Source organism: Streptomyces sp. NPDC054872 (assembly GCF_053610705.1).
Genome location: NZ_JBSGYY010000005.1, coordinates 208275 through 234255 on the forward strand (window position 1 = coordinate 208275; position 25981 = coordinate 234255).

General features: G+C 70.5%; 18 protein-coding genes and 1 pseudogene. 18 read left to right on the forward strand and 1 reads right to left on the reverse strand.

All coding sequences use genetic code 11. The features are described from left to right. The first annotated feature begins 8 nt into the window (after window positions 1–8). The 13 genes from ACWGIH_RS08405 to ACWGIH_RS08465 are packed head-to-tail and all read left to right on the forward strand — an operon-like array spanning window position 9 to window position 14444. Window positions 9–1532 (forward strand): right-handed parallel beta-helix repeat-containing protein, encoded by a 1524-nt coding sequence (locus ACWGIH_RS08405; protein ID WP_453444785.1) that lies wholly within the window; start codon window positions 9–11, stop codon window positions 1530–1532. A gap of 1 nt (window position 1533) precedes the next feature. Continuing rightward, complete coding sequence (locus ACWGIH_RS08410; RefSeq protein WP_453444787.1) at window positions 1534–2835, forward strand: O-antigen ligase domain-containing protein; 1302 nt, start codon at window positions 1534–1536, stop codon at window positions 2833–2835. Window positions 2836–2837: 2 nt separating this feature from the next. Then, a complete protein-coding gene (locus ACWGIH_RS08415; RefSeq protein ID WP_453444989.1) occupies window positions 2838–4109 on the forward strand; it encodes a glycosyltransferase family 4 protein in 1272 nt (423 codons plus the stop codon). Then, window positions 4110–5345, forward strand: a complete 1236-nt coding sequence (locus tag ACWGIH_RS08420) for a class I SAM-dependent methyltransferase (protein ID WP_453444788.1) — start codon at window positions 4110–4112, stop codon at window positions 5343–5345. Then, window positions 5342–6136 carry a glucose-1-phosphate cytidylyltransferase gene (locus ACWGIH_RS08425; RefSeq protein WP_453444790.1) on the forward strand — a complete coding sequence of 265 codons (795 nt, stop codon included), beginning with the start codon at window positions 5342–5344 and terminating at the stop codon, window positions 6134–6136. Before ACWGIH_RS08420 ends, ACWGIH_RS08425 begins: the two co-directional genes overlap by 4 nt. Continuing rightward, window positions 6133–6795 (forward strand): PIG-L deacetylase family protein, encoded by a 663-nt coding sequence (locus ACWGIH_RS08430; protein WP_453444791.1) that lies wholly within the window; start codon window positions 6133–6135, stop codon window positions 6793–6795. The genes ACWGIH_RS08425 and ACWGIH_RS08430 overlap by 4 nt, the downstream gene beginning before the upstream one ends. Window positions 6796–6798: 3 nt before the next feature. Then, window positions 6799–7824 (forward strand): NAD-dependent epimerase/dehydratase family protein, encoded by a 1026-nt coding sequence (locus tag ACWGIH_RS08435; RefSeq protein WP_453444793.1) that lies wholly within the window; start codon window positions 6799–6801, stop codon window positions 7822–7824. After that, window positions 7812–9098, forward strand: a complete 1287-nt coding sequence (locus tag ACWGIH_RS08440; RefSeq protein ID WP_453444794.1) for a DUF4910 domain-containing protein — start codon at window positions 7812–7814, stop codon at window positions 9096–9098. Before ACWGIH_RS08435 ends, ACWGIH_RS08440 begins: the two co-directional genes overlap by 13 nt. A 5-nt stretch (window positions 9099–9103) precedes the next feature. Next, window positions 9104–10387, forward strand: coding sequence for a hypothetical protein (locus ACWGIH_RS08445; protein WP_453444795.1), 1284 nt, complete (start codon window positions 9104–9106; stop codon window positions 10385–10387). After that, the gene (locus tag ACWGIH_RS08450) at window positions 10384–11331 is read left to right on the forward strand and encodes a glycosyltransferase family 2 protein (protein WP_453444797.1); all 948 of its coding nucleotides are present in this window, start codon (window positions 10384–10386) and stop codon (window positions 11329–11331) included. Before ACWGIH_RS08445 ends, ACWGIH_RS08450 begins: the two co-directional genes overlap by 4 nt. Beyond that, complete coding sequence (locus tag ACWGIH_RS08455; protein ID WP_453444798.1) at window positions 11328–12554, forward strand: polysaccharide pyruvyl transferase family protein; 1227 nt, start codon at window positions 11328–11330, stop codon at window positions 12552–12554. Before ACWGIH_RS08450 ends, ACWGIH_RS08455 begins: the two co-directional genes overlap by 4 nt. Beyond that, window positions 12551–13102: a dTDP-4-dehydrorhamnose 3,5-epimerase family protein gene (locus ACWGIH_RS08460; protein WP_453444800.1), complete on the forward strand. Its 552-nt coding sequence runs from the start codon at window positions 12551–12553 to the stop codon at window positions 13100–13102. The genes ACWGIH_RS08455 and ACWGIH_RS08460 overlap by 4 nt, the downstream gene beginning before the upstream one ends. Before the next feature lie 7 nt (window positions 13103–13109). Then, entirely contained in the window at window positions 13110–14444 is a 1335-nt protein-coding gene (locus ACWGIH_RS08465) for a glutamate-1-semialdehyde 2,1-aminomutase (RefSeq protein WP_453444802.1), read from the forward strand. A 27-nt stretch (window positions 14445–14471) separates the two neighbouring features. Here ACWGIH_RS08465 and ACWGIH_RS08470 read toward each other — a convergent pair whose 3' ends face one another. Further along, on the reverse strand, window positions 14472–15158 hold the full coding sequence (locus ACWGIH_RS08470; protein ID WP_453444804.1) for a phosphatase PAP2 family protein: 687 nt from the start codon (window positions 15156–15158) through the stop codon (window positions 14472–14474). A 1124-nt stretch (window positions 15159–16282) separates the two neighbouring features. Between ACWGIH_RS08470 and ACWGIH_RS08475 the strand changes: the two genes are divergently transcribed. The 5 genes and pseudogenes from ACWGIH_RS08475 (at window position 16283) to ACWGIH_RS08495 (ending at window position 25976) form a co-directional block, all read left to right on the forward strand. Then, complete coding sequence (locus ACWGIH_RS08475) at window positions 16283–20401, forward strand: amino acid adenylation domain-containing protein (protein WP_453444806.1); 4119 nt, start codon at window positions 16283–16285, stop codon at window positions 20399–20401. Between the two features lie 13 nt (window positions 20402–20414). Further along, window positions 20415–21023 carry a serine O-acetyltransferase EpsC gene (gene epsC, locus ACWGIH_RS08480; protein ID WP_453444807.1) on the forward strand — a complete coding sequence of 203 codons (609 nt, stop codon included), beginning with the start codon at window positions 20415–20417 and terminating at the stop codon, window positions 21021–21023. An 82-nt stretch (window positions 21024–21105) separates the two neighbouring features. Then, window positions 21106–21990, forward strand: a pseudogene (locus ACWGIH_RS08485) (ATP-grasp domain-containing protein); the annotation flags it as partial. A 114-nt stretch (window positions 21991–22104) separates the two neighbouring features. Further along, a complete protein-coding gene (locus ACWGIH_RS08490) occupies window positions 22105–23328 on the forward strand; it encodes a pyridoxal-phosphate dependent enzyme (protein ID WP_453444990.1) in 1224 nt (407 codons plus the stop codon). After that, window positions 23325–25976: an ATP-grasp domain-containing protein gene (locus tag ACWGIH_RS08495; protein ID WP_453444809.1), complete on the forward strand. Its 2652-nt coding sequence runs from the start codon at window positions 23325–23327 to the stop codon at window positions 25974–25976. Before ACWGIH_RS08490 ends, ACWGIH_RS08495 begins: the two co-directional genes overlap by 4 nt. Window positions 25977–25981 lie beyond the last annotated feature (5 nt).

The window sequence follows — 25981 nt, forward strand, 5'->3', positions numbered from 1 at the left end:
CTGTGGGGATGACGTGGCGGAACTGGGCCTTACCGGTGGCGGCGCTGGCCGTGCTGGTGGCGACCGGCTGTGACAGCTCGCCGAGCGAGCGGGCGGAGCCGACCTCCGCGCCGTCCAAGTCCGGGGCCCGAGCAGCCGTGGCCCGCGTGTGCGCCAAGCCCGCGGCCGGGCCGACGAAGGCACCGGCGGGCGCGGTGACGGTCGACCCCAAGGTGCGCAACGACCTGGCCGCGAAGACCAAGAGCAGCCCCGCGGGCACCACGTTCTGGCTTCGCACGGGCAAGCACACACTCGAACCGGACCGCCACGCACAGATCATCCCCAAGAAGGGGAACCGCTACCTCGGTGCGCCGGGCGCGGTGTTCGACGGCCGGAAGAAGAATCAGTACGCGTTCGGCGGCAGCGCCCCTGCCGTCACCATCCGCCACCTGACCGTGCAGGGATTCGTCGCGCCGCATGACCAGGGCGTGGTCAACCATGACTCGGCCGATGGATGGGTGATCGAGCACTCGAAGATCCAGTACAACTCCGGTGCCGGGCTGATGGCGGGCGCCCGTCAGCAGGTCCGCGCCAACTGTCTGCGCAAGAACGGGCAGTACGGAATGAACGCCTACAAGGGCACCGGCCCCCTTCGCGACCTCGTGATGGAGGGCAACGAGATCGTGGGCAACAACACCGGTGACTGGGAGCGGCGGCGGGATGGCTGCGGCTGCACCGGGGGCGTCAAGTTCTGGGCCGTCGACGGCGCGGACATTCGCGGCAACTGGGTGCACGACAACCGCGGGACCGGTCTGTGGGCGGACACCAACAACAACGACTTCCGGATCGAGAACAACGTACTCGAGGCCAACGACGGTGCCGCACTGATCTACGAGACCAGCTACAACGCGGTCATCCGGAAGAACACCATCCGGCGGAACAACTGGGTCGAGGGCCGCAAGGGAGCCGCCGGGGGCGACAAGTTCCCGTTCGCGACCCTCTACCTGTCCGAGTCCGGCGGCGAACCACGGGTCCGGGCCCGCACGGACAAGATCGAGGTCTACCGGAACCTGATGGAGGACAACTGGTCCGGCATCACCCTGTGGGAGAACGCCGACCGGTTCTGCAACAGCCCCGCCAACACCTCGTCCGGTGACTGCACGTTGCTGGAGAAGAACACCGACCGCTGCGCGCAGCCGAAGATCGCCACCAAACCGCTCTACGCCGACTGCCGGTGGAAGACCCAGCGGGTGGACATCCACACCAACCGGTTCGTGCTGCGCAAGTCCGTCGTCAAGTGCACGGCGATGTGCGACCGCATGGCGGTCCTCGCCAACTACGGCACCTATCCGAAGTGGTCGCCGTACAAGGGCGAGCGGGTGGCTGACGCGATCACCCACAAGCAGGGCAACCGCTGGCACGACAACGTCTACATCGGGCCCTGGAAGTTCGTCGCCCACGACCCGAGCCGGGTGCTCGACTTCGGGCAGTGGCAGGGCACGCCGTACGAGCAGGACGAGAAGAGCACCTTCCGTGAACGGGACGGTGATTGATATGAGTCAGGACCTGCGGCGCGGCGGGCTGCCGGGTGCGGCGGACACGGCGGTCACGCAGCCGGGCGCCGAACCGCGCCCCGGCACACCGAAGCTCGTCGGGAAGGTCTGGGGTCTGCTGATCCTCAACACGCTCGGCTCCGCCGGGGCGGAGACCGTCATCCCGCTGCCCCGCTCCCTCATCCAGCTGGTCACCATGGGCGCGCTGGTCGCGGCCTTCACGCTGGCGCTCGCGCTCAATGTGCGGGTACGCGTCCACGCCAGCGCCTTCCTGCTGTTGCTCACCCTGCTCCTCGTGCCGAGCGTGATCTCCAGCCTGCAACTGGTGTCCGGGTTCGGCGCGCTGTTCCGCTGTACCCGCTTCGCTCTCTTCATCGGCACGCTGTGGCTGCTCAGCCGCTGGTGGGACGGCAGCGAGACGTTCGTCCGGCACCACATCCGCATCTACTTCGCGGTGCTCGGGTCGGTCGCCGCGGGCGCGGTCATCTCACCGGGCGCGGCCATGCCCGACATCTACGGCGGGCGGCTCGTCGGAGCGCTGTGGCCGCTCACCCCGCCGCAGATCGGGCAGTACGCCGCAGTGATCATCGGGCTCACCGTGCTGCTCCTCCTGGGGCGCCGGACCGACCGGGTCAGCGCGGCGGTCGTCATCGTGCCCTCGCTCGTCCTGCTCGCGTTGACCCATACCCGGACGGCCACGCTCGGCATGCTCATCGGCCTTGTGTTGGCGATCGGTTCGCTCGTCCTGACCAGCGCCGCCGCCCGCCGGTTCTTCACGTGGGCGGTGGTCATCACCGCGGTGGCCGCGGTGGGGTTCGCGCCCCTGCTACGCGCGTGGTTCCTGCGCGGACAGAGTCAGGAGTACCTCACCAGCCTGACCGGCCGGGCCAAGGTCTGGGACGCCCTGCTTGCCGCGCCCCGCACGGGGGCGGAGAAGATGTTCGGGATGGGCCTGGGCGACAAGTCGTTCGGCGGGCTGCCGATCGACAACAGCTGGCTGGCCGTCTATCACGAGCAGGGCTGGATCGGTGTCTCCCTCGTGTCGGCGCTCCTCGTCATCCTCGGCGGCGTCGCGCTGCTGCGGCCGCCGTCGCTCGCGAGGGCCTGTGCGATCTTCCTGATCAGTTACTGCTCGATCGCGTCGTACACCGAGGCCGGTCTCGGCGACGCCTCGCCGTATCTGCTGCATCTGGCCCTGGCCGCCTCGCTCCTCGCGACACCTGCGGCGGCCGCACCCGTCGCTAGGCCCGCGGCCCCCCGACGACGTATCCCGCGCTGGGCCCAGGATCGGAGGCGACTGTGAGCATGCATGTCCTCGTGGTGCACAACCGCTATTCCTCGGCACAGCCGAGCGGGGAGAACAACGTCGTCGACCAGGAGGCGGAGCTGCTGCGGGCGGCGGGCCACCGGGTCGAGGCGTTCGAGCGGCGCAGCGACGACATCGGCGCCATGTCGCTCCCGGCCAAGGCCGCGGTGCCGCTGATCGTGCCGTGGAACCCTAGGGTCCGCACGGAGCTCGCCGCCCGGTTGCGCGCCTCACGCCCTGACGTGGTGCACGTCCACAACGTCTTCCCGCTCCTGTCGCCCGCGGTCATCGCCGCCTGCGCCGACGCCGACGTGCCCGTCGTCGCCACGCTGCACAACTACACCCAGGTCTGCCCGCCCGGCACGCTGCAGCGGGACGGCCGACCGTGCACCGAGTGCGTCGGGACGACGCCGCTGCCCGCCGTCCGGCACGGCTGCTACCGCGACTCCCGGCTCGCCACGGTGCCGCTCGCGGTCAGCCTTGTCGTCAACCGGCGGCGCTGGTGGTCCGGCGTGGACCGGTTCTTCTGCATCTCCGCGGCGCAGCGTGACGTCCTGGTGCGGGCCGGCATGCCGGCCGAACGCCTCGCGGTGAAGCACAACTTCGTGCCGGACCCGGAGGCCCGCCGATCGGGCGCGGGTGAGCACCTGCTCTATCTGGGCCGTCTCGCGGAAGCCAAGGGTGTGCGGCTGCTCATGGCCGCCTGGGACGAGATCGCCGCGGCCGGCGGTGTGGGCGTGCCGCTCGTCATCGCCGGCACGGGGCCGCTGCAGGACGAGGTGACCACCTGGGCGGCGGGCCGGGACGACGTGCGCTACGTCGGCCTGTACGACCCGGCCCAGTGCCGGCAGGCCATCGCACGCTCGGTGGCCGTGGTGGCCCCCTCGACGTGGCTCGAGGCCTTCGGCCTGGTGGTCGTGGAGGCGATGGCGGCGGGGGTCCCGACCGTCGCCGCCGGCCATGGCGCCTTCGTGGAACTCGTCGAGGACGGGGTGACCGGGCTGCTGCACCGCCCGGGCGAGCCCGCCTCACTCGCGTCCTGTCTGCGCCGGATCACGGCCGATCCGGTGCGGAACCAGGAGATGGGCCGGGCGGGCCGACACCGTTACGAGCAGGGCTTCAGCCCGGCCGTCGGTCTCGAACGCCTGGTGGAGGGGTACCGCGCCGCGATCGCGGGGCGGTCCGGCGGCGGGGAGAACCCGCCGCCCGCAGGGGATGGAAACACTGGCTCGCGGTGGGGCACCCGCGCGAGCAGAACTGGGGGGAAATAGATGACACGATGCCGACTCTGCGGCTCGGCGGCGCTGGGGAGCGTCGTCGATCTGGGGGCTACTCCGCCGTGCGAGAGTTTTCTCGCGGCGGATCAACTCGACCAGGCGGAGCCCGCGTACCCGCTGCACCTGCGGGTCTGCACCGACTGCTGGCTGGCGCAGATTCCTCCGCTGATCACGCCGGAGGACACGTTCAGCGAGTACGCGTACTTCTCGTCCTTCTCGACCTCCTGGGTGGAGCACGCGCGTACGTTCGTCGCCGACGCCGCGACGCGGGTGGGGCTCGGCCCCGACGCGTTCGTGGTCGAGGTCGCGAGCAACGACGGGTACCTGCTGAAGCACGTGGTGGACCGGGGGATCCGCTGCCTGGGCATCGAGCCGTCGGTGAACGTCGGCGCCGCGGCACGGGACGCCGGTGTTCCCACGCTCACGGAATTCCTGAGCCCGGACACCGGCTCGGCGGTCCGCGCCGAACACGGTCCGGCGGACCTGGTCGTGGCCAACAACGTGTACGCGCACATCCCCGACGTGGTCGGGTTCACCGAGGGGCTGCGCGCCCTGGTCGCCGACGACGGCTGGGTCTCCATCGAGGTGCAGCACCTGCTGACCCTGATCGAGGAGAACCAGTACGACACGATCTACCACGAGCACTTCCAGTACTACACGGTCGCGTCCGCGATCCGAGCGCTCGCCAGCGGTGGACTCGCCCTGGTGGACGTCGAGTTGCTGCCCACGCACGGCGGTTCCATCCGGCTGTGGGCCCGCCCCACCGAGGTGGCCGGCGAGCCGTCCCAGCGGGTGGTCGACGTGCTGGACAAGGAGAAGGCGGCCGGTCTTCAGGAGCTGTCCGGGTACACCGAGTTCTCCGCCCGGGTGGCCAAGGTGCGCCGGGATCTCCTGAAGTTCCTCATCACGGCGGCCGAGGACGGCAAGACGGTCGTCGGCTACGGCGCCCCGGGCAAGGGCAACACCCTGCTCAACCACTGCGGCATCCGGCCCGACCTGCTCGCCTACACGGTCGACCGCAACCCGTACAAGCACGGCAGGTACACCCCGGGCACGCGTATCCCGATCCTCCCCCCGGAGCAGATCGCCGCCGACCAGCCCGACTACGTCCTCGTTCTTCCGTGGAACCTGCGGGCCGAGCTGGTCGAGCAGCTGTCCTTCGTGCACGACTGGGGCGGCCGCCTTGTCTTTCCCATTCCGGAACTGAGCATTGTCGAGGCCAAGTCATGAAGGTCGTACTGTTCTGCGGCGGCTATGGGATGCGCATGCGCAGCGGCGCCGGCGACGACGTGCCCAAGCCGATGGCAATGGTCGGCCCGCGCCCGCTGATCTGGCATGTCATGCGCTACTACGCGCACTTCGGGCACACGGAGTTCATCCTGTGCCTGGGATACGGCGCCCACCACATCAAGAACTTCTTCCTCAACTACGAGGAGACGGCGTCCAACGACTTCGTGCTGCGGGGCGGAAAGACCGAGCTGCTCTCCACCGACATCTCGGACTGGACGATCACGTTCGCGCAGACCGGCATCGAGTCACCGATCGGGGAGCGCCTTCGCCGGGTGCGGCACCACCTGGACGGCGACGAGATGTTCCTCGCCAACTACGCGGACGTACTCACCGACGCGCCCCTGCCGGAGATGATCGACCGGTTCGCCGCGCGTGACGCGGGTGCGTCGATGATGGTGGTGCCGCCGCAGTCCTCGTTCCACTGCGTGGAGCTGGGCGAGGACGGCCTGGTGGGGGGCATCACCCCCGTCAGCGAACTGCCGATGTGGGAGAACGGCGGCTACTTCGTGCTGCGCCAGGAAGTCTTCGACCACATACCCGAGAACGGCGACCTGGTCGCCGACGGATGCGGCCAACTCGCCAAGCAGGGACGATTGGTGGCGCACCAGCACCGCGGCTTCTGGAAGCCGACCGACACCGTGAAGGAGCGGGCCGCGCTCGACGAGTCCTACGCCCGGGGCGAGCGCCCGTGGGCCGTGTGGGAGCGGGACAGCGCCGGGGTGGGCGCATGATCCGGCTCGGGTCCGGGCGTCTGGACCGGATCGTCGCGGTGGGCGCGCACTGCGACGACATCGCCATCGGCGCGGGCGGCACCCTGCTCACGCTGTGCCAGGCGCGACCGGGCATCCGCGTCGACGCGCTGGTGCTCACCGGCGGTGGCAGCGAGCGGGAGCAGGAGGAGCAGGCCGCGCTCGCCGCCTTCTGCCCCGGCGCCGATCTGCGCCTGACCGTGCTCAAGCTGGCGGACGGCCGGCTGCCGGCCCAGTGGGACGAGGCCAAGGCGGCCGTCGAGGAACTGCGTGAGCGGACCGAGCCGGACCTCGTCCTCGCCCCGCGCACCGATGACGCGCATCAGGACCACCGCGGCCTGGCCAAGCTCATGACCACCGCGTTCCGCGACCACCTCGTGCTGGCCTACGAGATCGTCAAGTGGGACGGCGATCTCGGCCGCCCCACGGCGTACCAGCCGCTGTCGCCGGAGATCGCCGAACACAAGGTGCGGCTGCTGCAGGAGCACTACCCCTCGCAGCGGCACCGGCCCTGGTACGACCGGGAGGCCTTCCTCGGTCTCGCGCGGATCCGGGGCATCGAATGCCACGCGCGTTACGCCGAGGCGTTCGCCGTCACCAAGCTCACGCTCAATCTCGGCACTTTCGACCTGGGGGAATGAACCTTGCGCGTACTGCTCACCGGACACCAGGGCTACTTGGGCACCGTGATGGCCCCGGTACTCACGGCCGCCGGACACGAAGTCGTCGGCCTTGACGCCGGTCTGTTCGCCGACTGTGTGCTCGGCCCGCCGCCCGCCGACCCGCAGGGCCACCGGGTGGACCTGCGTGACGTCACGGCCGAACACGTGGCCGGGGTGGACGCCGTGATCCACCTGGCCGCGCTCTCCAACGACCCGCTGGGGTCCCTCGCGCCGCAGCTCACCTACGACATCAACCACCACGCGTCCGTGCACTTGGCGCGGCTGGCCCGCGAAGCCGGGGTGCGGCGCTTCCTGTACGCGTCGACCTGCTCGGTGTACGGCGCGGCGGGCGGCAGCGACCTGGTCGGCGAGGACGCCCCGCTGCGGCCGGTGACGCCGTACGCGGAGTCCAAGGTGCGGGTGGAGGACGACCTGCACGCGCTTGCCGACGGTGACTTCAGCCCGGTGTTCATGCGCAACGCCACCGCCTTCGGCTACTCCCCCAGGCTGCGCGCCGACATCGTGCTGAACAACCTGGTGGGCCACGCGCTCCTGTCGGGCGAGGTGCTCGTGCTCTCCGACGGCACCCCCTGGCGCCCGCTGGTGCACGCCGCCGACATCGCCCGGGCCTTCGCGGCGGCCCTGGAGGCGCCACAAGAGGCGGTGCACGACCGGGCGTTCAACATCGGCAGCGAGATCAACAACGTCACGGTCGCCGAGATCGCCGAGCAGGTCGCCGAGGCCGTGTCCGGTGCGAAGGTGCGGATCACCGGCGAGAACGGCGCCGACCCGCGGTCCTACCGAGTGGACTTCTCCCGGTTCCGCGCCGCGATCCCCGGCTTCGACTGCGAGTGGACGGTGAAGCAGGGTGCGCTCGAACTCGCGGACGCCTACCGTAAGTTCGGGCTGACCCGGGAGACCTTCGAGCGACGCTTCACCCGCCTGGCCGTGCTGAGCGCGGCCTCCGAGGCGGGCACCGTCGACGACACCCTGCGGTGGCGCCGATGACCGAGACCGGTGAGGAGATGCACGCTTTGGTGGAGCGGCTTTACCCGCTCTGCCGGAGCATCACCGGCGACGGCGTGCGCGCCACCCTGGACATCGTCGGCGAGTACATCCCGCTCCAGGTGCACGAGGTGCCGACCGGGACGCAGGTGCTCGACTGGACGGTGCCGCAGGAGTGGAACATCCGGGACGCGTACGTCGCCGACAGCGCGGGCAACCGGGTCGTCGACTTCGCCGCGTCCAGCCTGCACGTGCTCGGCTACAGCGTGCCGGTGCCCGCGACGACCATGCCGCTGGAGGAGCTGCGCGGGCACCTGCACACCTTGCCGGACCACCCGAGCTGGGTGCCGTACCGCACCAGTTATTACAAGCCGGAGTGGGGTTTCTGCCTGGCCCAGGAGACCCTGGACGCACTGCCGGACGGTGAGTACGAGGTGTGCGTCGACTCCACGCTCGCGGACGGGCACCTCACCTACGCCGAGCACGTGGTCCCCGGACAGGTGCCCGACGAGGTGATCGTCTCCTGCCATGTCTGCCATCCGTCGCTGGCCAACGACAACCTGGCCGGCATCGCGGTGGCGACGTTCCTGGCCCGGGCGCTCGCGCAGACCACTCCGTACTACACCTACCGGTTCATCTTCGCGCCCGGGACCGTGGGGGCCATCACCTGGCTGGCCCGCAACAAGGAGCGGGTGGAGCAGGTCAAGCACGGCCTCGTGCTCGCCTGCGCCGGCGACTCGGGCCAGCTGACGTACAAACAGAGCAGGCGCGGCGACGCGGAGATCGACCGGGTGCTGCGGCACGTCCTGTCCGTCTCCGAACGCCCGCACCGCGTCGCCGAGTTCACTCCGTACGGCTATGACGAGCGGCAGTACTGCTCCCCCGGGTTCAACCTCGGCGTGGGCTCGCTCAGCAGGACCCCGTACTCCGAGTACCCGGAATACCACACCTCGGCGGACAATCCGGACTTCGTCTCCCCGGTGGCGATGGCGGACACGCTCGCCGTCTGCCGCGAGGCGTTCGCCGTGCTCGACCGCAACCGCACCTACCTCAACCTCAGTCCGTACGGGGAACCGCAGTTGGGCCGCCGCGGGTTGTACGACGCGCTCGGCGGCCGCAGTGACACCAAGCAGGCCCAGATGGCCATGCTCTGGGTGCTCAACCTCTCCGACGGCGAGCACAGTCTGCTCGACATCGCCGAGCGGTCAGAGCTGCCGTTCGACGTCGTCGCCGTCGCGGCCGACGCCCTGCACGGCGCCGGGCTGATCAAAGCGTGACGCCGATGACCACCGGGGAGGAGAAGACGGCCCGGCCCGCCGCCAGACGGGCCATCCTCGGCCGGCTGTCCTGGGGCCTGGCGGACCAGGCGGCCTCCAGCCTGTCCAACTTCGCGGTGGGGATCTACGTGGCCCGCTCGCTCGGGCTGACCGCGTTCGGCGTGTTCAGCCTGGCCTGGGTCACCTACGGAGTGGTCCTCAGCGTCTCCCGCGGCCTGGCCACCGACCCGCTCGTCGTCCGCTTCAGCGGTGTGTCGGACGCCTCCTGGCGCGGGGCGGTGGCCCGGTCGTCGGGCACCGCGCTCAGCGTCGGTGTCGTCATCGGCGCGGTGTGCCTGGTGGTCGGTCTCGCGCTCGGCGGTCAGGTGGGGCCGGCGTTCGCCGGCCTCGGCGTGATGCTGCCGGGGCTGTTGTTGCAGGACGCCTGGCGGTACTCGTTCTTCGCCGCCGGCAACGGTCGCAAGGCGTTCGTGAACGACGTCGTCTGGGGCGTCGCGCTCGTGCCGGCCATGGTGGTGGCGGCCCGCGTGGGCACCGTGACCGCCTTCGTGCTCGCCTGGGGCGCGTCCGCGACGGTGGCCGCGGTGTACGGCTGCTTCCAGGCCGGCATCCGGCCCCAGCTCACCGGGGCGCGCGTGTGGCTCCACGAGCACCGCGACCTCAGCTACCGGTACCTGGTCGAGAACGTCGGCGTCAGCGGCGCGAGCCAGCTGCGGGCGTACGGACTCGGCGTGATCGTCGCGGTCAGCGCGGTGGGCGTGATCCGCGGCGCCGAGCTGCTTCTCGGCCCGTTCCTCGCCGTACTGATGGGGCTGACGCTGGTCACCGTCGCGGAGGCGGCGCGGATGCTGCGCCAAGCTCCGGACCGGCTCGGCAGGTTCTGCCTCTACCTCGGCGTCGGACAGGCCGTCGGCGCGCTGCTCTGGGGCTCGGTGCTGCTCCTGGTGCCGGACCGGCTCGGCGAGCTCATTCTCGGTGACGTCTGGAGCTCCGCTTCGGCGATCATCGTGCCGGTCACACTCGGCGTCGCGGGCGCCGGCCTCGGCACCGGCGCGGCGGCCGGCCTGCGCGCGCTGGCCGCGGCCCGGCGCAGCTTGCGCTGCCAACTGTTCGCCTCCACCTTCTACGTCTGCGGCGGGCTCGGCGGCGCGGTCCTGGCCGGTACGGCCGGCTCGGCCTGGGGCGTCGCCGCCGCGGCCGCCTGCAGCTCCGCCGTGTGGTGGCAGCAACTGCGGTCCGCTCTGCGTGAGCGCCGCAAGAACCCCATTCCCGAAGTGAGGACGTCATGACCGCCCATCCCCGGTTGAGCATCGGCCTGCCCGTCTACAACGGCGAGGAGTACCTCGCCGAATCGCTCGACGCCTTGCTCGGCCAGACCTACGAGGACTTCGAGCTGGTCATCACCGACAACGCCTCGACCGACAAGACCCAGGACATCTGCCGCCAGTACGCCGCGCAGGACTCGCGCGTCCGCTACATCCGGCTGCTGCGGAACATCGGCGCCGCGCCGAACCACAACTATGTGTTCACCCAGTGCCGCGGCGAGCTGTTCAAGTGGGCCTCGCACGACGACCTGTACGCACGGGACCTGCTGCGGCTCTGTGTGCAGGCGCTCGACGAGCGTCCCGACGTGGTCCTCGCACACGCCGACCAAGCGGTCATCGACGGCGACGGCAAGGTGACGGTCCCCTACGAGTACACGCTCGCCACCGACTCGGCGCGCGCGCCGGAGCGCTTTCGCAGCATGCTGTTCGAGCCGGGCGGCGACGACTTCTACGGCGTGATGCGAGCCGACGTGCTGCGCCGGGTGAAGCCGCACGACAGCTACCACCACGCGGACCGCACCTTCGTCGCCGAGATCGCCTTGCACGGGCCCTTCCACCAGGTGCCGGAGCTGCTGTACTTCCGCCGCGACCACCCCACCCGCGCCGAGCGGGCCAACCCGAGCAAGCGATCCCGGTGCGTCAACCTGGACCCGCGCCGGGCAGGCCCGCTGCACCCGACGCCCCGGCTTCTCGCCGAGTACGTCTGGGGCTTCGTCTCAGCGATCCAGCGGGCGCCGCTGTCCGCGGCCGACCGGCGCGCGTGCTACGGACACCTGGCCGCGTGGATGACCAGCCGGACCCGGCCCGGCACGGGCGAACGGGTCGAGGACCGCGCCCCGGTCGATCCCGCCCTGGTCACCGTCTCCGTCGACGCCCTCGTCGCCGGCCGAGAAGGGAGGCAGGTATGACATCCGGAGACGAAACCCCGCTGCGTGTAGGGGTGTTCGGTCTGCTCGGCTCCGGCAACGTCGGTAACAACGGGTCGTTGGAGGCTGTGCTCGGGTACTTGCGCGCCGAGCACCCGAAGGCGCTCGTGGACGCCCTGTGCGGCGGTCCGGAGGACGTCTCGGCCCGGTACCGGATCCCCGCGACGCGGTTGAACTGGTACCGCGGGGAGTACCGGACCGCGTCACGTGCGGGCGCGATCGCGGGCAAGGGGCTCGGCAAGCTCGTCGACGTCGTCCGCACCGCCGCGTGGGTGCGCCGGCACGACGTGGTGCTCGTGCCGGGCACGGGTGTCCTGGAGACCACTTTGCCCCTGCGGCCGTGGGGCTTCCCCTACTCGTTGTTCCTGCTCTGCGCGACCGGCCGCCTTTTCGGCACCCGGGTCGCGCTGGTCAGCGTCGGCGCCGGCCCGATCGGCAACCGGCCGACCCGGGCGCTGGTGCGCTGGTCGGCACGGCTTGCCGCGTACCGGTCGTACCGAGATGAACAGTCCCGTGCCGCGATGCGGGCGATGGGTGTGGACACCGCGTCCGACGAGGTCTACGAAGACCTCGTGTTCGCCCTGCCGACGCCGTCCGCGAACGAGCCCTCCGGGACGCCGGGTCCGGTCTGTGTCGGCGTCATGGACTTCCACGGCAGCAACGACGAGCGTTCCAGGGCCGTCGAGATCCACCGGCGCTACCTGGACGGGACGACCGCGTTCGTGCGCGCGCTGGTCCAGGACGGCAGGACGGTGCGGTTGGTCACCGGCGACGAGCTCGACCGGCCGGTGGCGGCCGCGATCCTCGACGCGGTGGACTCGCCGCTGGTCACCGAGGCCGAGACGGCCTCACTCGACGACCTGATGAAGGAGATGGCGGCTGCCGACACCGTGGTGGCGGCCCGCTACCACAACCTGATCTGCTCGCTGAAGGTCGGCACACCGACGCTCGCGGTCAGCTACTCGGCGAAGAGCGACGCGCTCATGGCCCGGATGGGACTCGGCACCTACTGCCACTCGGCCCGCGAGGTGGACGCCGGCCGGCTCCTCGAACAGTTCCGGGCGCTGGAACAGAACTCGGCCGAGGTACGCCGAGCCCTCACCGATCAGAACCTGCTCGCCACCCGGCGTCTCGAAGACCAGTTCACCGCCCTGACCGCGGCCCTGTTCCCGAGGACCGACCACATCCTGCGGAAGGCCATATGAAGGCGACCGAAGTCCCGGAGATCCACGGCGCGTACCTGTTCGAGCCGACGCCGTACGCCGACGAACGCGGCTTCTTCTGCCGCACCTTCGACGCCGACGTGGTCCGCTCGGTGGGCCTCGACCCGGACGCCTTCCTCCAGGACAGCCTGTCCCGCTCGGTCCGGGGCGTGCTGCGCGGGATGCACCTGCGCTCCGGCGCGGGCGAGGCCAAGTTGGTGCGGTGCTCGTACGGGCAGATCTTCGACGTCGTCGTGGACCTGCGGGCGGACTCCCCGACGTACCGCAACCGGGCCTTCTTCGAACTGTCCGGCGAGACCCAGGTGACCCTCTACATCCCGGCGGGGTGCGCGCACGGCTTCCAGGCGCTGACCGAAACCGCCGACACCTCGTACCGCATCGACCGCCCGCACGATCCGGCCGAGGACGTGACGATCGCCTTCGACGACCCGGAGCTCGCCATCCCGTGGCCGCTGCCGCCCACGTTGATGTCGTCGAGGGACCGGGAGGCGCCGAGCCTGGCCGAGGTCCTGAAGCAGAAGGAAGGGTGAAGCCGGCGTGAGCAACGACGACGCGGAAGAGTTCGACCTGCCCCGGTCCCGGACGGCGAACGAGCGGCTGCACGCGCTGATCCCCGGCGGCGCGCACACGTACGCCAAGGGCGACGACCAGTACCCCGAGAACCTCGCCCCGGTCATCAGCCACGGCCATGGCGCCCACGTATGGGACATCGACGGCAACCGCTACATCGAGTACGGGTCCGGTCTGCGGTCGGTCAGCCTCGGCCACGCCCACCCACGTGTCGTCGAGGCGGTGCGGCGCGAACTCGACCGGGGAAGCAACTTCGTCCGGCCGTCCGTCGTGGAGCTCGAAGCCGCCGAGTGCTTCCTGGCCACGGTGCCGACAGCCGAGATGGTGAAGTTCGCGAAGAACGGCTCCGACGCCACCACCGCCGCGGTGCGCCTGGCCCGCGCCGCCACCGGGCGCCGGCGGGTGGCCATCTGCGGCGACCATCCGTTCTTCTCCGTCGACGACTGGTTCATCGGGACCACACCGATGTCCGCCGGCATTCCGGCGGCGACCACCGAGCTCACCGTGGCCTTCCCCTACGGGGACTTGGCGGCCACGGAGGAACTGCTCACCCGGTACCAGGACGACGTCGCCTGCCTGATCCTCGAACCCGCCGGCCACAGTGAGCCGCCGCCCGGGTATCTGGAAGGCCTCCGCGATCTCGCCGACCGGCACGGCTGCGTGCTGATCTTCGACGAGATGATCACCGGCTTCCGCTGGTCCGAGGCGGGCGCCCAGGGTCTGTACGGCGTCGTCCCCGATCTCTCCACGTTCGGCAAGGCGCTGGGCAACGGATTCGCCGTCTCCGCCCTTGCCGGCCGGCGCGCGCTGATGGAGCGGGGCGGGCTGCGTCACTCCGGCGAACGGGTGTTTTTGCTGTCCACCACGCACGGCGCGGAGACACATGCGCTGGCCGCCGCGATGGCCGTGCAGACCACCTATGTCGAGGAGGGTGTCTCCGCCCGGCTGCACGCCATCGGCGAGCGGTTGGCCACCGGGGTCCGCGAGGCCGCGGCGGGCATGGGCGTCGGCGACCATGTCGTCGTCCGGGGCCGGGCCAGCAACCTGGTGTTCGCCACCCTCGACGAACACGGGCAGCCGTCGCAGGCCTACCGCACCCTGTTCCTGCGCCGGCTCCTCGCGGGCGGGGTGCTCGCCCCGTCGTTCGTGGTGAGCAGCGCGCTCAGTGACGCCGACATCGACCGCACCGTCGAGGTGGTGGCCCAGGCATGTGCCGTCTACCGGAAGGCACTTGACTCCGGTGACCCCACTCCCTGGCTCGCGGGGCGACCGGTGAAGCCCGTCTTCCGCCGCCTGGCGTGACGTGGCCCGCCACGGCTTGAGGTGACGTCAGCGGCGCTCGCGCCGGCCGGCGTCGGCCGTCCGGTCGGCCAGCACGTCGGCCGACCGGTCGACCAGCCACGCGGTCACCGGAATCACCGCCATCGCGGTACACCAGCCGCCGAGGACGTCCGTCGCGTAGTGCGCGCTCAGCGCGACCTGCGCCCAGCCCATGGCGATTCCGGCGACCAGGGTCGCGGCGAGTATCAGCAGGGCGCCCGCTGTCCTGCCGAGGCCGAACCTGCCGATCGCGAGCAGTGCCACCACCAGGGCGAGCGCGGTGATGAAGGCGGTGTGCCCACTCGGATAGGACAGGTTGTCGTCGCCGTGGATGGTGCGCCCCACCAGCGGTTTGATCAGCGTCGTCGTCACCACGGTGATGCCGACGCCGCCCACCACGAGGGCCGCCCCCCGAGGTAGCCGGAGCAGCAGGCACCCCGTCACGGCGGCGAGGAGCACCAGCGCCGCGCCGATGGGCTCCGCCAGGAAATCAATGGCCAGAGCGACGTACCGCCACGGCGGCCGCACGCTGTCATCCGTCGGCTCGACGAACCACCTGTCCACCGTGCCGGGCTCGCTGTGCCCCGCGTACAGAACCCCGAGCGCGACGACCACCGACGCGGCGAGGAACGCGGTCAGCCCGAGCCACACGCGCAGCGAAGGGGGCAGCACCGCGGGCGTCGGCCGGCCGCTCACGCGCGCCCGCCGACGTACGGTTCCGCTCTTTCGGCCAGGCGATCCAACGCGAGCCCCCTCGTCGTCTCCGACTCTCCGTGCAGCGCCCCGGCGACCATGACCGCACCGCGGATCAGCCTCTGCTTTGTCACCCTAACCAACAACCCGGCCTCGGCACACCGCCATTGGTCACTCCCGGAGGGTGGTGCTCAATACCTGGTTCGGGCTGAATCAACACCTGGTTTATCCCGGCTCGGTACTTGGTTCGGGCTGGCTCGATCACACGGTTTCGGGTATCACCTGACCGTGGGCTCCCCTTCCCCTGACGCTCCACCGGCCAGCAGTATTGCGCTCGATGTGCGTGCTGAGTGGGGAGTGACGGAGGCGCACGACACCGTGCGCCAGGTCAACCCTCATTATCGGCCAACTGGACTTCGGTTGCCGGAACCTGGCACCTGTAAAGCCGCCTGCCCCTTTCGCCAGCGCTCGCGCTCGCGAGCCCCCGACGAGAGGCAAAGCGGATGATGATCGACCTTTAGCGACTCGTACTCTCCGGCCAACTCCCGCGCTCTGTAACAAAGTTAATGTTTTACAGAGGGTGTTCCCAGTGTTTAGGGTGAATGCTCAGCAAGAGATGACTGGCCGGGATCACGCATTCTGGTTCGGACCTTTTGGCCCGTACCGCTTGATCCCAGACCGACCAGTCAAAACGGGGAGAGTGTAAAGGTATGTACGAGCAACTTCTTGAGGCGTCCCAGCTCATGATTCAACGATGCTGAGGCCTTTCGAGCGCTGACAGGGAACCGCGCGCAGCCGCGCATCATTTCCCTCCGCCACAGGCGTCCGACACCTGCCCACATGCACCTGCATGCCATTCATGTCACGAATGGCATGCGTGACGCGTGTGGCATGCACTGCGTGCGCGCCTGAGCGCTTTCCGGGTGAGACGAAACACGCGCGCCGAACCGCTCTTCGTCGCGCCTTCTTTGTTTCCATCCCTCCCCGGCTTCTTTCACGACGGTCAACGGCCGACGGTCGATTCCGACTGCCACTTCGGCATGACCATTTCCGATCAGGCTTACGCGCCTCTCGGTGAAGCCTTTCCAATGACGCACCCCCGAAGTTAACGGATTCCAGGTCAGAGAATGATGACGAACCCCACGGGGCCCAAGGAATTGTCCCTGCCCGACATGCTGCGCGCGGCCATGGTCGCCCAGCCCGACAGGACCGCCGTCTCCTGCGGCGCGGAGAGACTGACTTTTCGGCAACTCGGTGAGCAGAGCGAGAACATGGCGGAGCGCCTGCGGCACCTCGGCGCGACCGCGGATGAACCGGTCGGCATCTTCCTGCAGCCTTCCGTCGACCTCATGGTGAGCGTCTGGGGCGTCCTTCGCGCGGGTGCGGCCTATCTGCCGCTGTCGCCCGAGTATCCGGACGATCGCGTGCGCTACATGGTCACGGACTCACGGACCAAGGTCATCCTGACCGAGGAGTCCCTGGTCTCCCGGCTGACCGCCATGACTCCACCGGGAACGCAGATTGTCACCCTCGCCCGGGCACGGCCCCACCGGGCGACGGAGGCAGAGACAGCGACACCTGTAGCTCCGCGCGCCCTGATCGGCACGGCCGGTTCGACGGCCACCGCGCCCGTGCGGGACGACGCCCTCGCGTACGTCATCTACACCTCGGGAAGCACCGGCAACCCGAAGGGCATCGGGATCGAGCACCACAGCATCGCCCATCAGATGCGCTGGCTGGCCGACGAGCAGGGCCTCGACCGGACCAGGACGGTACTGCAGAAGACACCGCTGAGTTTCGACGCGGCCCAGTGGGAGATCCTCGCGCCGGCCTGCGGCGCAGGTGTGGTGATGAGTGCACCCGGGGTGTACGCCGACCCCGGAGGGCTCGTCGACCTGATCCTGGCGAACGGGGTGACCACCCTCCAGGGAGTTCCGACCCTGTTACAGGCGCTCGCCGACACCGGCCGACTGTCCTTGTGCACCTCGCTCACTCAGGTGTTCAGCGGCGGTGAGGCACTCACCAAGAACCTGGCCGGCGAGCTGCTCGACGCGCTGCCCGGCTGTGAACTGGTCAACCTGTACGGCCCGAGCGAGTGCACCATCAACGCGTCGTCCCATCGCGTTGACCGACAGACTCTGCGGCACGGCCCGGACCACGTCTCCATCGGCCGGCCGGTGCGCGGCATGACCTTCCACATCCTCGACACGTCCCGCCGACCGGTCGCCGCCGGAGAGTCCGGTGAACTGTACATAGCAGGGCGGCAGTTGGCCCGCGGGTACCTGAACAACTCGGAACTGACCGCCGAACGGTTCGTCACCGGTCCGTTCACCGATCCGGCCGCCGGCGATTCCCCCTCCACCCGCCTCTACCGCACCGGTGACCTGGCCCGGTGGAACGACGACGGCACCGTACAGTTCCTCGGTCGCACCGACAGCCAGGTGAAGCTGCGCGGTTTCCGGGTCGAGCTGGACGAGATCAAGGTGTCCGTCGAGAAGCACGACTGGGTCAAGTCCGCCGTCGTACTGGTCCGTGACGACGCGCGGACCGGAGCCAATCTCGTGGCCTTCGTCGAGCTCGACCCCGAACGGGCCGCGCTGATGGACCAGGGCAATCACGGCGCCCACCACCAGTCCAAGCAGAGCAGGCTCCAGCTCAAGGCGCAGTTGGGCAACCTGGGTGCCCGTCAGGACGAGGGCCTGCCTTTCGTCGAGCTCCCCGGACGGACACCGACGGCCCGCCAGCGGCGCACGGTCTTCGCCCGCAAGACCTACCGGTTCTACGAGGGCGGCCCCGTCACCCGCGACGACATTCTGGCCCTGCTCGCCCGCCCGGCGGACCAGTCGGCGGCGCCGCGCGACCCGAGCAGCCTGACCCTGCCCGAACTCGGCTCCCTGCTGCGCCACTTCGGCCAGTTCCCCAGCGCCGAACGGCTGCTGCCCAAGTACGGCTACGCCTCACCCGGCTCGCTGTACGCCACCCAGCTGTACCTGGAGCTGTCCGGCATCGCCGGCCTGGAGGCGGGCCACTACTACTACCACCCGGTGAGCCACCGGCTCACGCTGATCAGCCCCGCTCCCGGCGACGGGCCCAGGCTGCGCATCCACTTCGTCGGGCGCCGCTCGGCCATCGAGCCGGTCTACCAGAACAACATCCAGGAAGTCCTGCGGTTCGAATCAGGTCACATGATGGGCCTCTTCGACCACGTGCTCCCCGAGTACGGACTCCGCGCGCACGACCGCGCGGACGAGCCCGGGCTCAAGGATGCCCTGCGCTGCCCGGACGAGGACCTCTACCTGGGCACGTACGAGGTGCAGGGCACCGCCACCCCGGCCCTGCCAGGCCCGGTCGAGCTGTATGTGCAGGCTCACCCCGGGCGCATCGCCGATCTGGCCGAGGGCCAGTACCGGTACGACGACGGGGACCTGGTGCGGGTGTCCGACGGACTGGTCCGCAAGCAGGACGTCATCGCCATCAACCAGGAGGTCTACGCACGGTCAAGCTTCGGGATCAGCGTGATCGGCAGCGCGCCCTCGCCGTGGCAGCGCTACGCCGACCTCGGCCGAGAGCTGCAGCGCCTGCAGATGAACGACCTCGGTCTTGGCCTGATGTCCTCCGGCTACAGCTCGGAGACCGGCAACCCCCTCGCGTCGGCCCGGCGCATCGCGGCCCTCCTGGGCCCTGAACCGGGGAGGGACTCGAACACGGCCTCCTACTTCGCCGTCGGCGGCCGGATCAGCGCTGAACAGCGGCTCAGTGAGGGCATGAAGGAGGACTCCGTCCACATGCGGGGGCCCGCCGAGATCATCAAGGACAACCTCGCCGAATCCCTGCCGCCGTACATGGTGCCCAACCGGGTCACCGTCCTCGACTCCTTCCCCCTCACCCCCAACGGCAAGATCGACCACCAGGCCCTCCGCGAGCAGGACAAGGCCGCCGTCGACGACGCCGACGCGCCGGTCGTCCCGCCGCGCACGCCCACCGAGGAGGCGATCGCCGCGCTGTGGCGCACGGTGCTGCGCCAGGAGAGGGTCTCGATCCGGGACAACTTCTTCGCCGTCGGGGGCCATTCGCTGACCGCGGTCAACCTGGTCGGCCGGATCAACCGGGAACTGGGCAGCTCTCTGCCCCTGCAGGTCCTGTTCGACGCGCCGACCATCGCGGGTCTTGCCCGGTTGGTCGACCGCGCGCCGGACACCGCGCTCTCGCGGCTGGTCCGGCTGCGCGGCGCGGACGGCGGCCGGCCGGTCTTCTGCTGGCCCGGCCTCGGCGGCTACCCGATGAGCCTGCGGCTGCTGGCCGGCCGGCTGGGGCTCGACCGGCCGTTCCTCGGCGTACAGGCCCACGGCATCAACCCCGGCGAGTACGCGTATCCGACGTTCGAGGAAATGGTCGCCAAGGACATCGAGCTGATCCGGCAGGCGCAGCCGACCGGCCCCTACACCCTGTGGGGTTACTCCTTCGGATCGCGGGTCGCCTTCGCGGTGGCCAGGCAGCTGGAGCGGGCCGGGGACCGGGTCGACGAGGTGCTCCTCCTGGCGCCCGGCAAGCCGCCCGTGGAAGCCCGCGCGGGAGCACCCACCGAGCCGACAGCCGAGTTCACCGACCCCGTCTTCGTCTCGATCCTCTACTCCGTGTTCGCCGCGAACCTCGAACCCGCGGCAGTCGCCACATGTCTGGCGTCGACGTACGACGAGGAGTCCTTCATCGCCTGCGTCTGCGAGCGGTTCGAGCACCTGGAACGCGAACTGGTGCGCCGGATCATCGACGTGGTGCGCAAGACGTTCCTGTTCGAGTACGCACCCCATGACGTGACCGGGCACCGGCTCTCGGCGCCGGTCACGGTCCTGCGGGGCGCGGGCGACCAGGACTCGTTCATCGACCTCGACCCCGCGCTTGCGAGCACGCCGCCCAGGGTCAGTCGGCTGCGGGCCGACCACTACGCACTGCTGCGCCCCGCCGGGGTGGACGAACTCGTCGCCGCCGTTCGGGCCGCACGACTCACCAGGAAGGTCATCCAAGTGCCGCACGTCAACATCAAGCATTTCCCGGACAACCTCGCGGAAGCCCAGGTATCGGCCCTGGTGGAGGCGATCACCAGCGCGGTCAGGACCGCTTTCGCGGTCGACGAGGGAGTCGTCTCCATCGCCCTGGAACCCGTGGCCCAGGACGTGTGGAACGAGCGGGTCTACATCCCGGAGATCGTCGAGGACCCCGGCCATCTCGTCAAGAGTCCGAACTACTGAGGCGGGGGACCAGATGCGCAGGACACTGACCCGGATGCGGCAGGACCTCGCCATGATCGTGGCCCGGGACCCGTCGATCCACACACGCGCCGAGGCGCTGCTGCACCCCGCCCTGCCTGCCCTGTGGGCCCACCGGGCGGCGCACGTCCTCTACACCCGCGGACACCCTCAACTCGCCCGGGCCCTGGCCTACTTGGCGCGGGCGGTGACCGGCGGGATCGAGATCCATCCGGGTGCGCGCCTGGGCCGGCGCGTGTTCATCGACCACGGGGCCGCCGTCGTCATCGGGGAGACCGCCGAGATCGGAGACGACGTCACGATCTTCCACCAGGTCACGCTGGGCGCGGTCGGCTGGTGGCGGGACGAGCGCCGCGAGCCCGGCGCCCGACGCCACCCGGTCGTCGGCGACCGGGTGGTGCTCGGCACCAACGCGATCGTGCTCGGCCCCATCACCGTCGGCGCCGACGCGCTGATCGGCGCCGGTTCGCTGGTCCTCGGCGATGTGCCGCCCCGGGCCCGTGTGACGGCTCCCGCGGCCGGAATCGTCGTACCGCTGTCGGCCGCGGAGCGCGCGGCCTCGGAGCAGTTGCTGCGCACCTTGGCCACCGCCGGGTGCTGGTGACAGACCGCTCCCCCGCCCGCAGTTCGCCCCTATCAAGCTCCATCCCGACCGGCCGCGCGCCGGAATGCCAACGGAGGCACACATGATTCACGTCGGAGTCCTGGAGAGCAATCTCTCCGGTTCCGGCTTCGAGGGCCTGCAGATCATCAAGGAACTCGACTGCCGCGTCACCTTCTTCACCCGCGACCTGGACCGCTATCTCGAAGTCCCGGGCGGTCCGGCCTACTTCGAGCGCTACGTCGACGACATCGTCCAATGCGAGACGAACCTCTTCGAAGAGCTCCTGCCCCATGTCCACGAGGCAGCGGCCGAGCAGCCCTTCGACGCGTTCCTCACCCTGGCCGAGTACGACGTGGTCGTGGCCGCCGAGGTGGCCGTCCACCTGGGGCTTCCCACCGTCAGCGTCGACGGAGTCGCCACCGCCCGGAACAAGGCGCTGATGCGCCGCCGCTGCGCCGAACTGGGCGTTCCCATACCGGCGTTCCGCACGGTGGGCACGCCCGCCGAGGCGGCGAAGGCCGCGGCGGAGGTCGGCCTTCCCTGTGTGGTGAAGCCGGCCGACGAGACCAGCAGCGCCGACGTCCGCCTTGTCGACACCGCCGATCAGGCCGCCGAACACGTCGCCCTGATCCGGTCCCGTCCGGAGAACACCCGCGGTCAGGCCCGGTACCACGAGCTGATGGTCGAGGAGTATCTGAGCGGCCCCGAGGTCAGCGTCGAGGTCCTCGCCGACGGCGGCCGGTACGAGGTGTTCGGGGTGACCGACAAGTCGGTCGTCGGCCTCGGCTACTTCGTCGAGCTGGCCCACACCTTCCCCTCGAGCCTGCCAGGACCGCTCGTGCGTGCCTGCGGTGATCTGGCCGTGCGGGCGCTGCGCGCGGTGGGGTTCGACCTGGGCATGGCGCATGTCGAGGTCAAGGTGACCGAGTCGGGACCCAAGCTCATCGAGATCAACCCCAGGCCGGCCGGCGGAAAGATCACCTACCTGGTCGACCGGGCGCTCGGCATCAAGTCCCTGGAGCTGGTGGCCCGCCAGTACCTCGGCCAGCCGCTGCCGACCCCGGTACTGCCCCGGCGGCCGGTGGGCGGCGCCGCCATCCGCTATCTGACCGCGCAACCGGGCCGGGTGGTGTCGGTCACCGGACGGCAGCGCGCCGCCGCGCTGCCCGGCGTCGAGGAAGTCGTCGTCAAGCCCACCCCGGGTTCCGTGGTGCGGGAGCTGCGCCGCAACGGTGATCGCGCCGGTCATGTGCTCGTGGTGGCGGAGACCGCCGAGCTGGCGGCGCGCACCGCGGAGGCCGCCGTCCAGGAGATCGGCATCCGGACCGAGCCGGTCTCCCGTCGGCCGGTCGCCGCCTCCCTGGCCGACCTGATCGGCGGTACACCGCTGTTGCGGCTGCCGATGGAGCGCCTCGTGGACGGCGCACCGGCCGATGCCGAGGTACTGGCGAAGCTGGAGCTGTTCAACCCCTGGTCGAGCAGCAAGGACCGGGCCGCCCTGACGATGCTGCGCGGCGCCGAGAAGCAGGGGCTGCTCGTCCCGGGCACCGGCACCGTGATCGAGGCGACCTCCGGCAACACCGGAATCTCGCTGGCCGCGCTGGCGGCGCACCGCGGCTACCGCTGCGTGATCGTCCTGCCGGACAACGCGACCCGCGAACGCGTGGCCATGCTGCGCTCGCTCGGCGCCGAAGTGGTCCGCACCCCGCACACCGGCGGCTATCAGGCGGCGGTCGACACGGCAGAGGAACTGCACCGCCGGACTCCTGGGGCGTGGTTCTGCCGCCAGCACGACAACCCGGACAACACGCGGGCGCACTACGAGACGACCGGCCCCGAGATCTGGAACGACACCGACGGGCGGATCGACGTGCTCGTCTGCGGCGTGGGAACCGGCGGGACGCTCAGTGGCGCGGGGCGTTATCTGCGCGAATGTCACCCCGCGGTGCAGATCGTGGCGGTGGAGCCCGCGGGCTCGCCGCTGCTGTCCGGCGGCAAGCCCGGCACGCACGGCATCCCGGGATTCAACGGCGGCTTCATCGCGCCGACCACGCAACAGAGCCTCATCGACGAGGTCATCACGGTGTCCGACGCGGATGCCATGAACACCACCCGGCGGCTCGCACAGCACGCCGGTCTGCCGGCCGGTGTCTCGGGCGGCGCGGTCGTCCACGCGTCCGGAGTCCTGGCCGCCCGCCCGCGGTTCCGGGGCCGGCGCATCGTGACGCTCCTGCCCGACAGCGGCGAGCGATATCTGAGCCTGCTCGGCCTCGAGAGCGCGTCGGCACCGGGCGGTGCACGATGACGCCGCCCCTGCCCACCATGGGCCTGCCCACCGACGAGCGGCCGCGCCTGCTGATGGTGATGCCCTACCGCCAGTTCGTGCGCAAGGCGCAGGCCGCGGGGTTCTGGGTCGGCGCGATCTGGGATCCGCGGCTGCAGACGCCGGAGTATCTCGACGACGTGCACGCCCTGGCGGACCTGTTCGTGACGACCGATTTCCAGGACCCGGTGCTGCTGCGGCACACCATCCGCGAGGTGGCCCGGCAGCACCACGTCTCAGTGATCTACCACATCGGGCGGGAGGAGACGATGGTCACCGCCCATGAGGTCGCCGAGGACCTGCACGCCGAGGTCAACCCGGCCGCGGCGATCCGTTTCCTCGCCGACAAACACGCGATGCGGGACCTGCTGGCGCGGCACGAACTGTCCCCGGTGGCCTTCGAGCCGGCGCCGGCCCGGCACGACGTACCGGCTGCCGTCGAGCGGATCGGCCGCCCGGCCGTCGTCAAGCCGGTCGCTCTCGCCGGCAGCCGCGGCGTGTTCCTGTGGCAGAAGCCGCAGGACCAGGCGGCCTGGACGAAGCTCGTCGACGCGTACGGCTACGAAGGTCCGTTCCTCGTCGAGGAGTACCTGCGCGGCCCCGAGTACAGCGTGGAGACGCTGAGCCGGGACGGCAGGCACCACGTCGTCGGCATCACCGAGAAGCTGCTGGGCCCACCGCCGCTGTTCGTGGAGGTGGGGCACGTCCATCCGGCGCCGCTGCCCCAGGCCCGCGAGCAGGCCATCGAGGAGCTGACCGTCCGGTTCCTCACCGTGTGCGGCTACCGCTTCGGCCCCGCGCACACCGAGGTGATCTGGACGCCGCGCGGCCCACGCATCGTCGAGTCGCAGGCCCGCCTCGGCGGCGACCGCATCCCGAGGCTCGTCGAACTGGCCGGCGGCCTCGACATCGAGCAGGCGATCTTCACGGGCCTCGTGGGCGCACCGGTCGAAGTGCCGGAGCCGACGGCCACGGCAGCCGTACGGTTCTTCACCTTCCCGCCCGGCCGTGTCGACGGGATCCGCGGCCTGGAGCAGGTCCGCAGGCTGCCGTACGTCGACGAGTTGACCCTGCGACTGCGCCCGGGCGACACCGTGGCGGAGGTCCGCGACTCCAAGGACCGGCACGGGCACGTCATCGTCTCCGGCGCCACGCCGGAGCAGGCCCGGGGCCGGTGCGCCGAGGTGCTCGCCGCCATCGAGCTCGTCATCGACGGAACGCCCGTACGTGCGGACGGCCGGACCGGCGAGCCGCCGGCATCCGTACGCACGACGTCTGTCACCGGCCCGTCCCCCTCACCGCAGAAAGGCACCGATCGTGCAGCACCCCGCATCAACGGCCAGGAGGTCGTCATGACCGACCGGAAGGTGGCCGTGACCACCTCCGACGCCGACGCACAGGTGGTGTTCGTCGGCTACAACGCGGCCTACTTGGCCGCCATCGACGGGAGCGTTCCCGTCGGGTCCGTCGTGGTCATCGAAGAACCCGACATCATCCGCAAACGGGAACTGGGCGACGCGGCACGGCGCTTCGCCTGCCTGGACCGCATCATCCCGGCGAGCTACCAGCAGTCGTCCGGGGCCCTCGACCTGGCGGCCGCGCTGGAGGCCGAGCGCCCGGTGGCCGCGGTGGTGCCCGGCCTGGAGTACGCGGTGCCCGCGGCGGCGGCACTCGCCGAGAAGCTCGGTCTCCCGGGCGCGACCGAACACGCCGCGCACGCCCTGCGGGACAAGGTCCGGCTGCGCGAGGTCTGCGACGCCGGCGGCGTCCGCGGTCCGCGCTGGCGCGAGGTGCACGGCCCCGCGGACATCCTCGACTTCGCCGACGACGGCCCCGTGGTGGTCAAGCCGGCCAACCGGCAGGCCAGCGTCGGCGTACAGCTCCTCGACTCGGTCGACGCGACCACCGCGGCGCGGGCGTGGGAGCGCACCTCATCCGCCGCCGAGTACGAGCAGGTGCCCGACCGGAACCTGACGTGGCGCTTTTTGGCCGAGGAACGCCTGCGAGGGCCCGAGTACAGCGTCGAGGCGCTGGTCCGGCAGGGAGAGATCATCTTTCACAACGTCACGGCCAAGACGGTGATTCCGGGTCCGTACCCGGTGGAACTCGGTCACCTGCTGCCCGCTCCGCTCGACCCGGACACGCAGGCCGCGTTCGAGGCGGCCATGCGTGCGCTCGTCGCGGCGACCGGCTACCGCACCGGCATCCTGCACGCCGAGTGGATCCTGACCGAGGCCGGTCCGGCGCTGGTGGAATGCGCGGGCCGCTGCCCCGGCGACCACCTGATCGACCTGAACGACCTTGCCTACGGGACCCGGATCAGGCTGGCCCTCATCGACCTGCTGGCCGGCCGTCCGGTAGCCCTGCCCCGCGCCGCGCGACTGACCTCGGCGATCCGGTTCCTGGCCGCCGAGCCGGGCACCGTCACGGCGGTCGCGGGCACGGGCGCGGCGCGACTCCTGCCCGGTGTACGGGACGTGGAGGTCGACGTCGAGGCAGGCCAAGTGGTCCGGCCGTGGGCGTCCTCCTGGGACCGCGCCGGGCACGTCATCGCGACCGGGCCGGACGCGGCCACCACGCAGCGCCGCGTCCTCACGGCCGACGCCGTCATCCGCATCACCACACATTGAGGTAG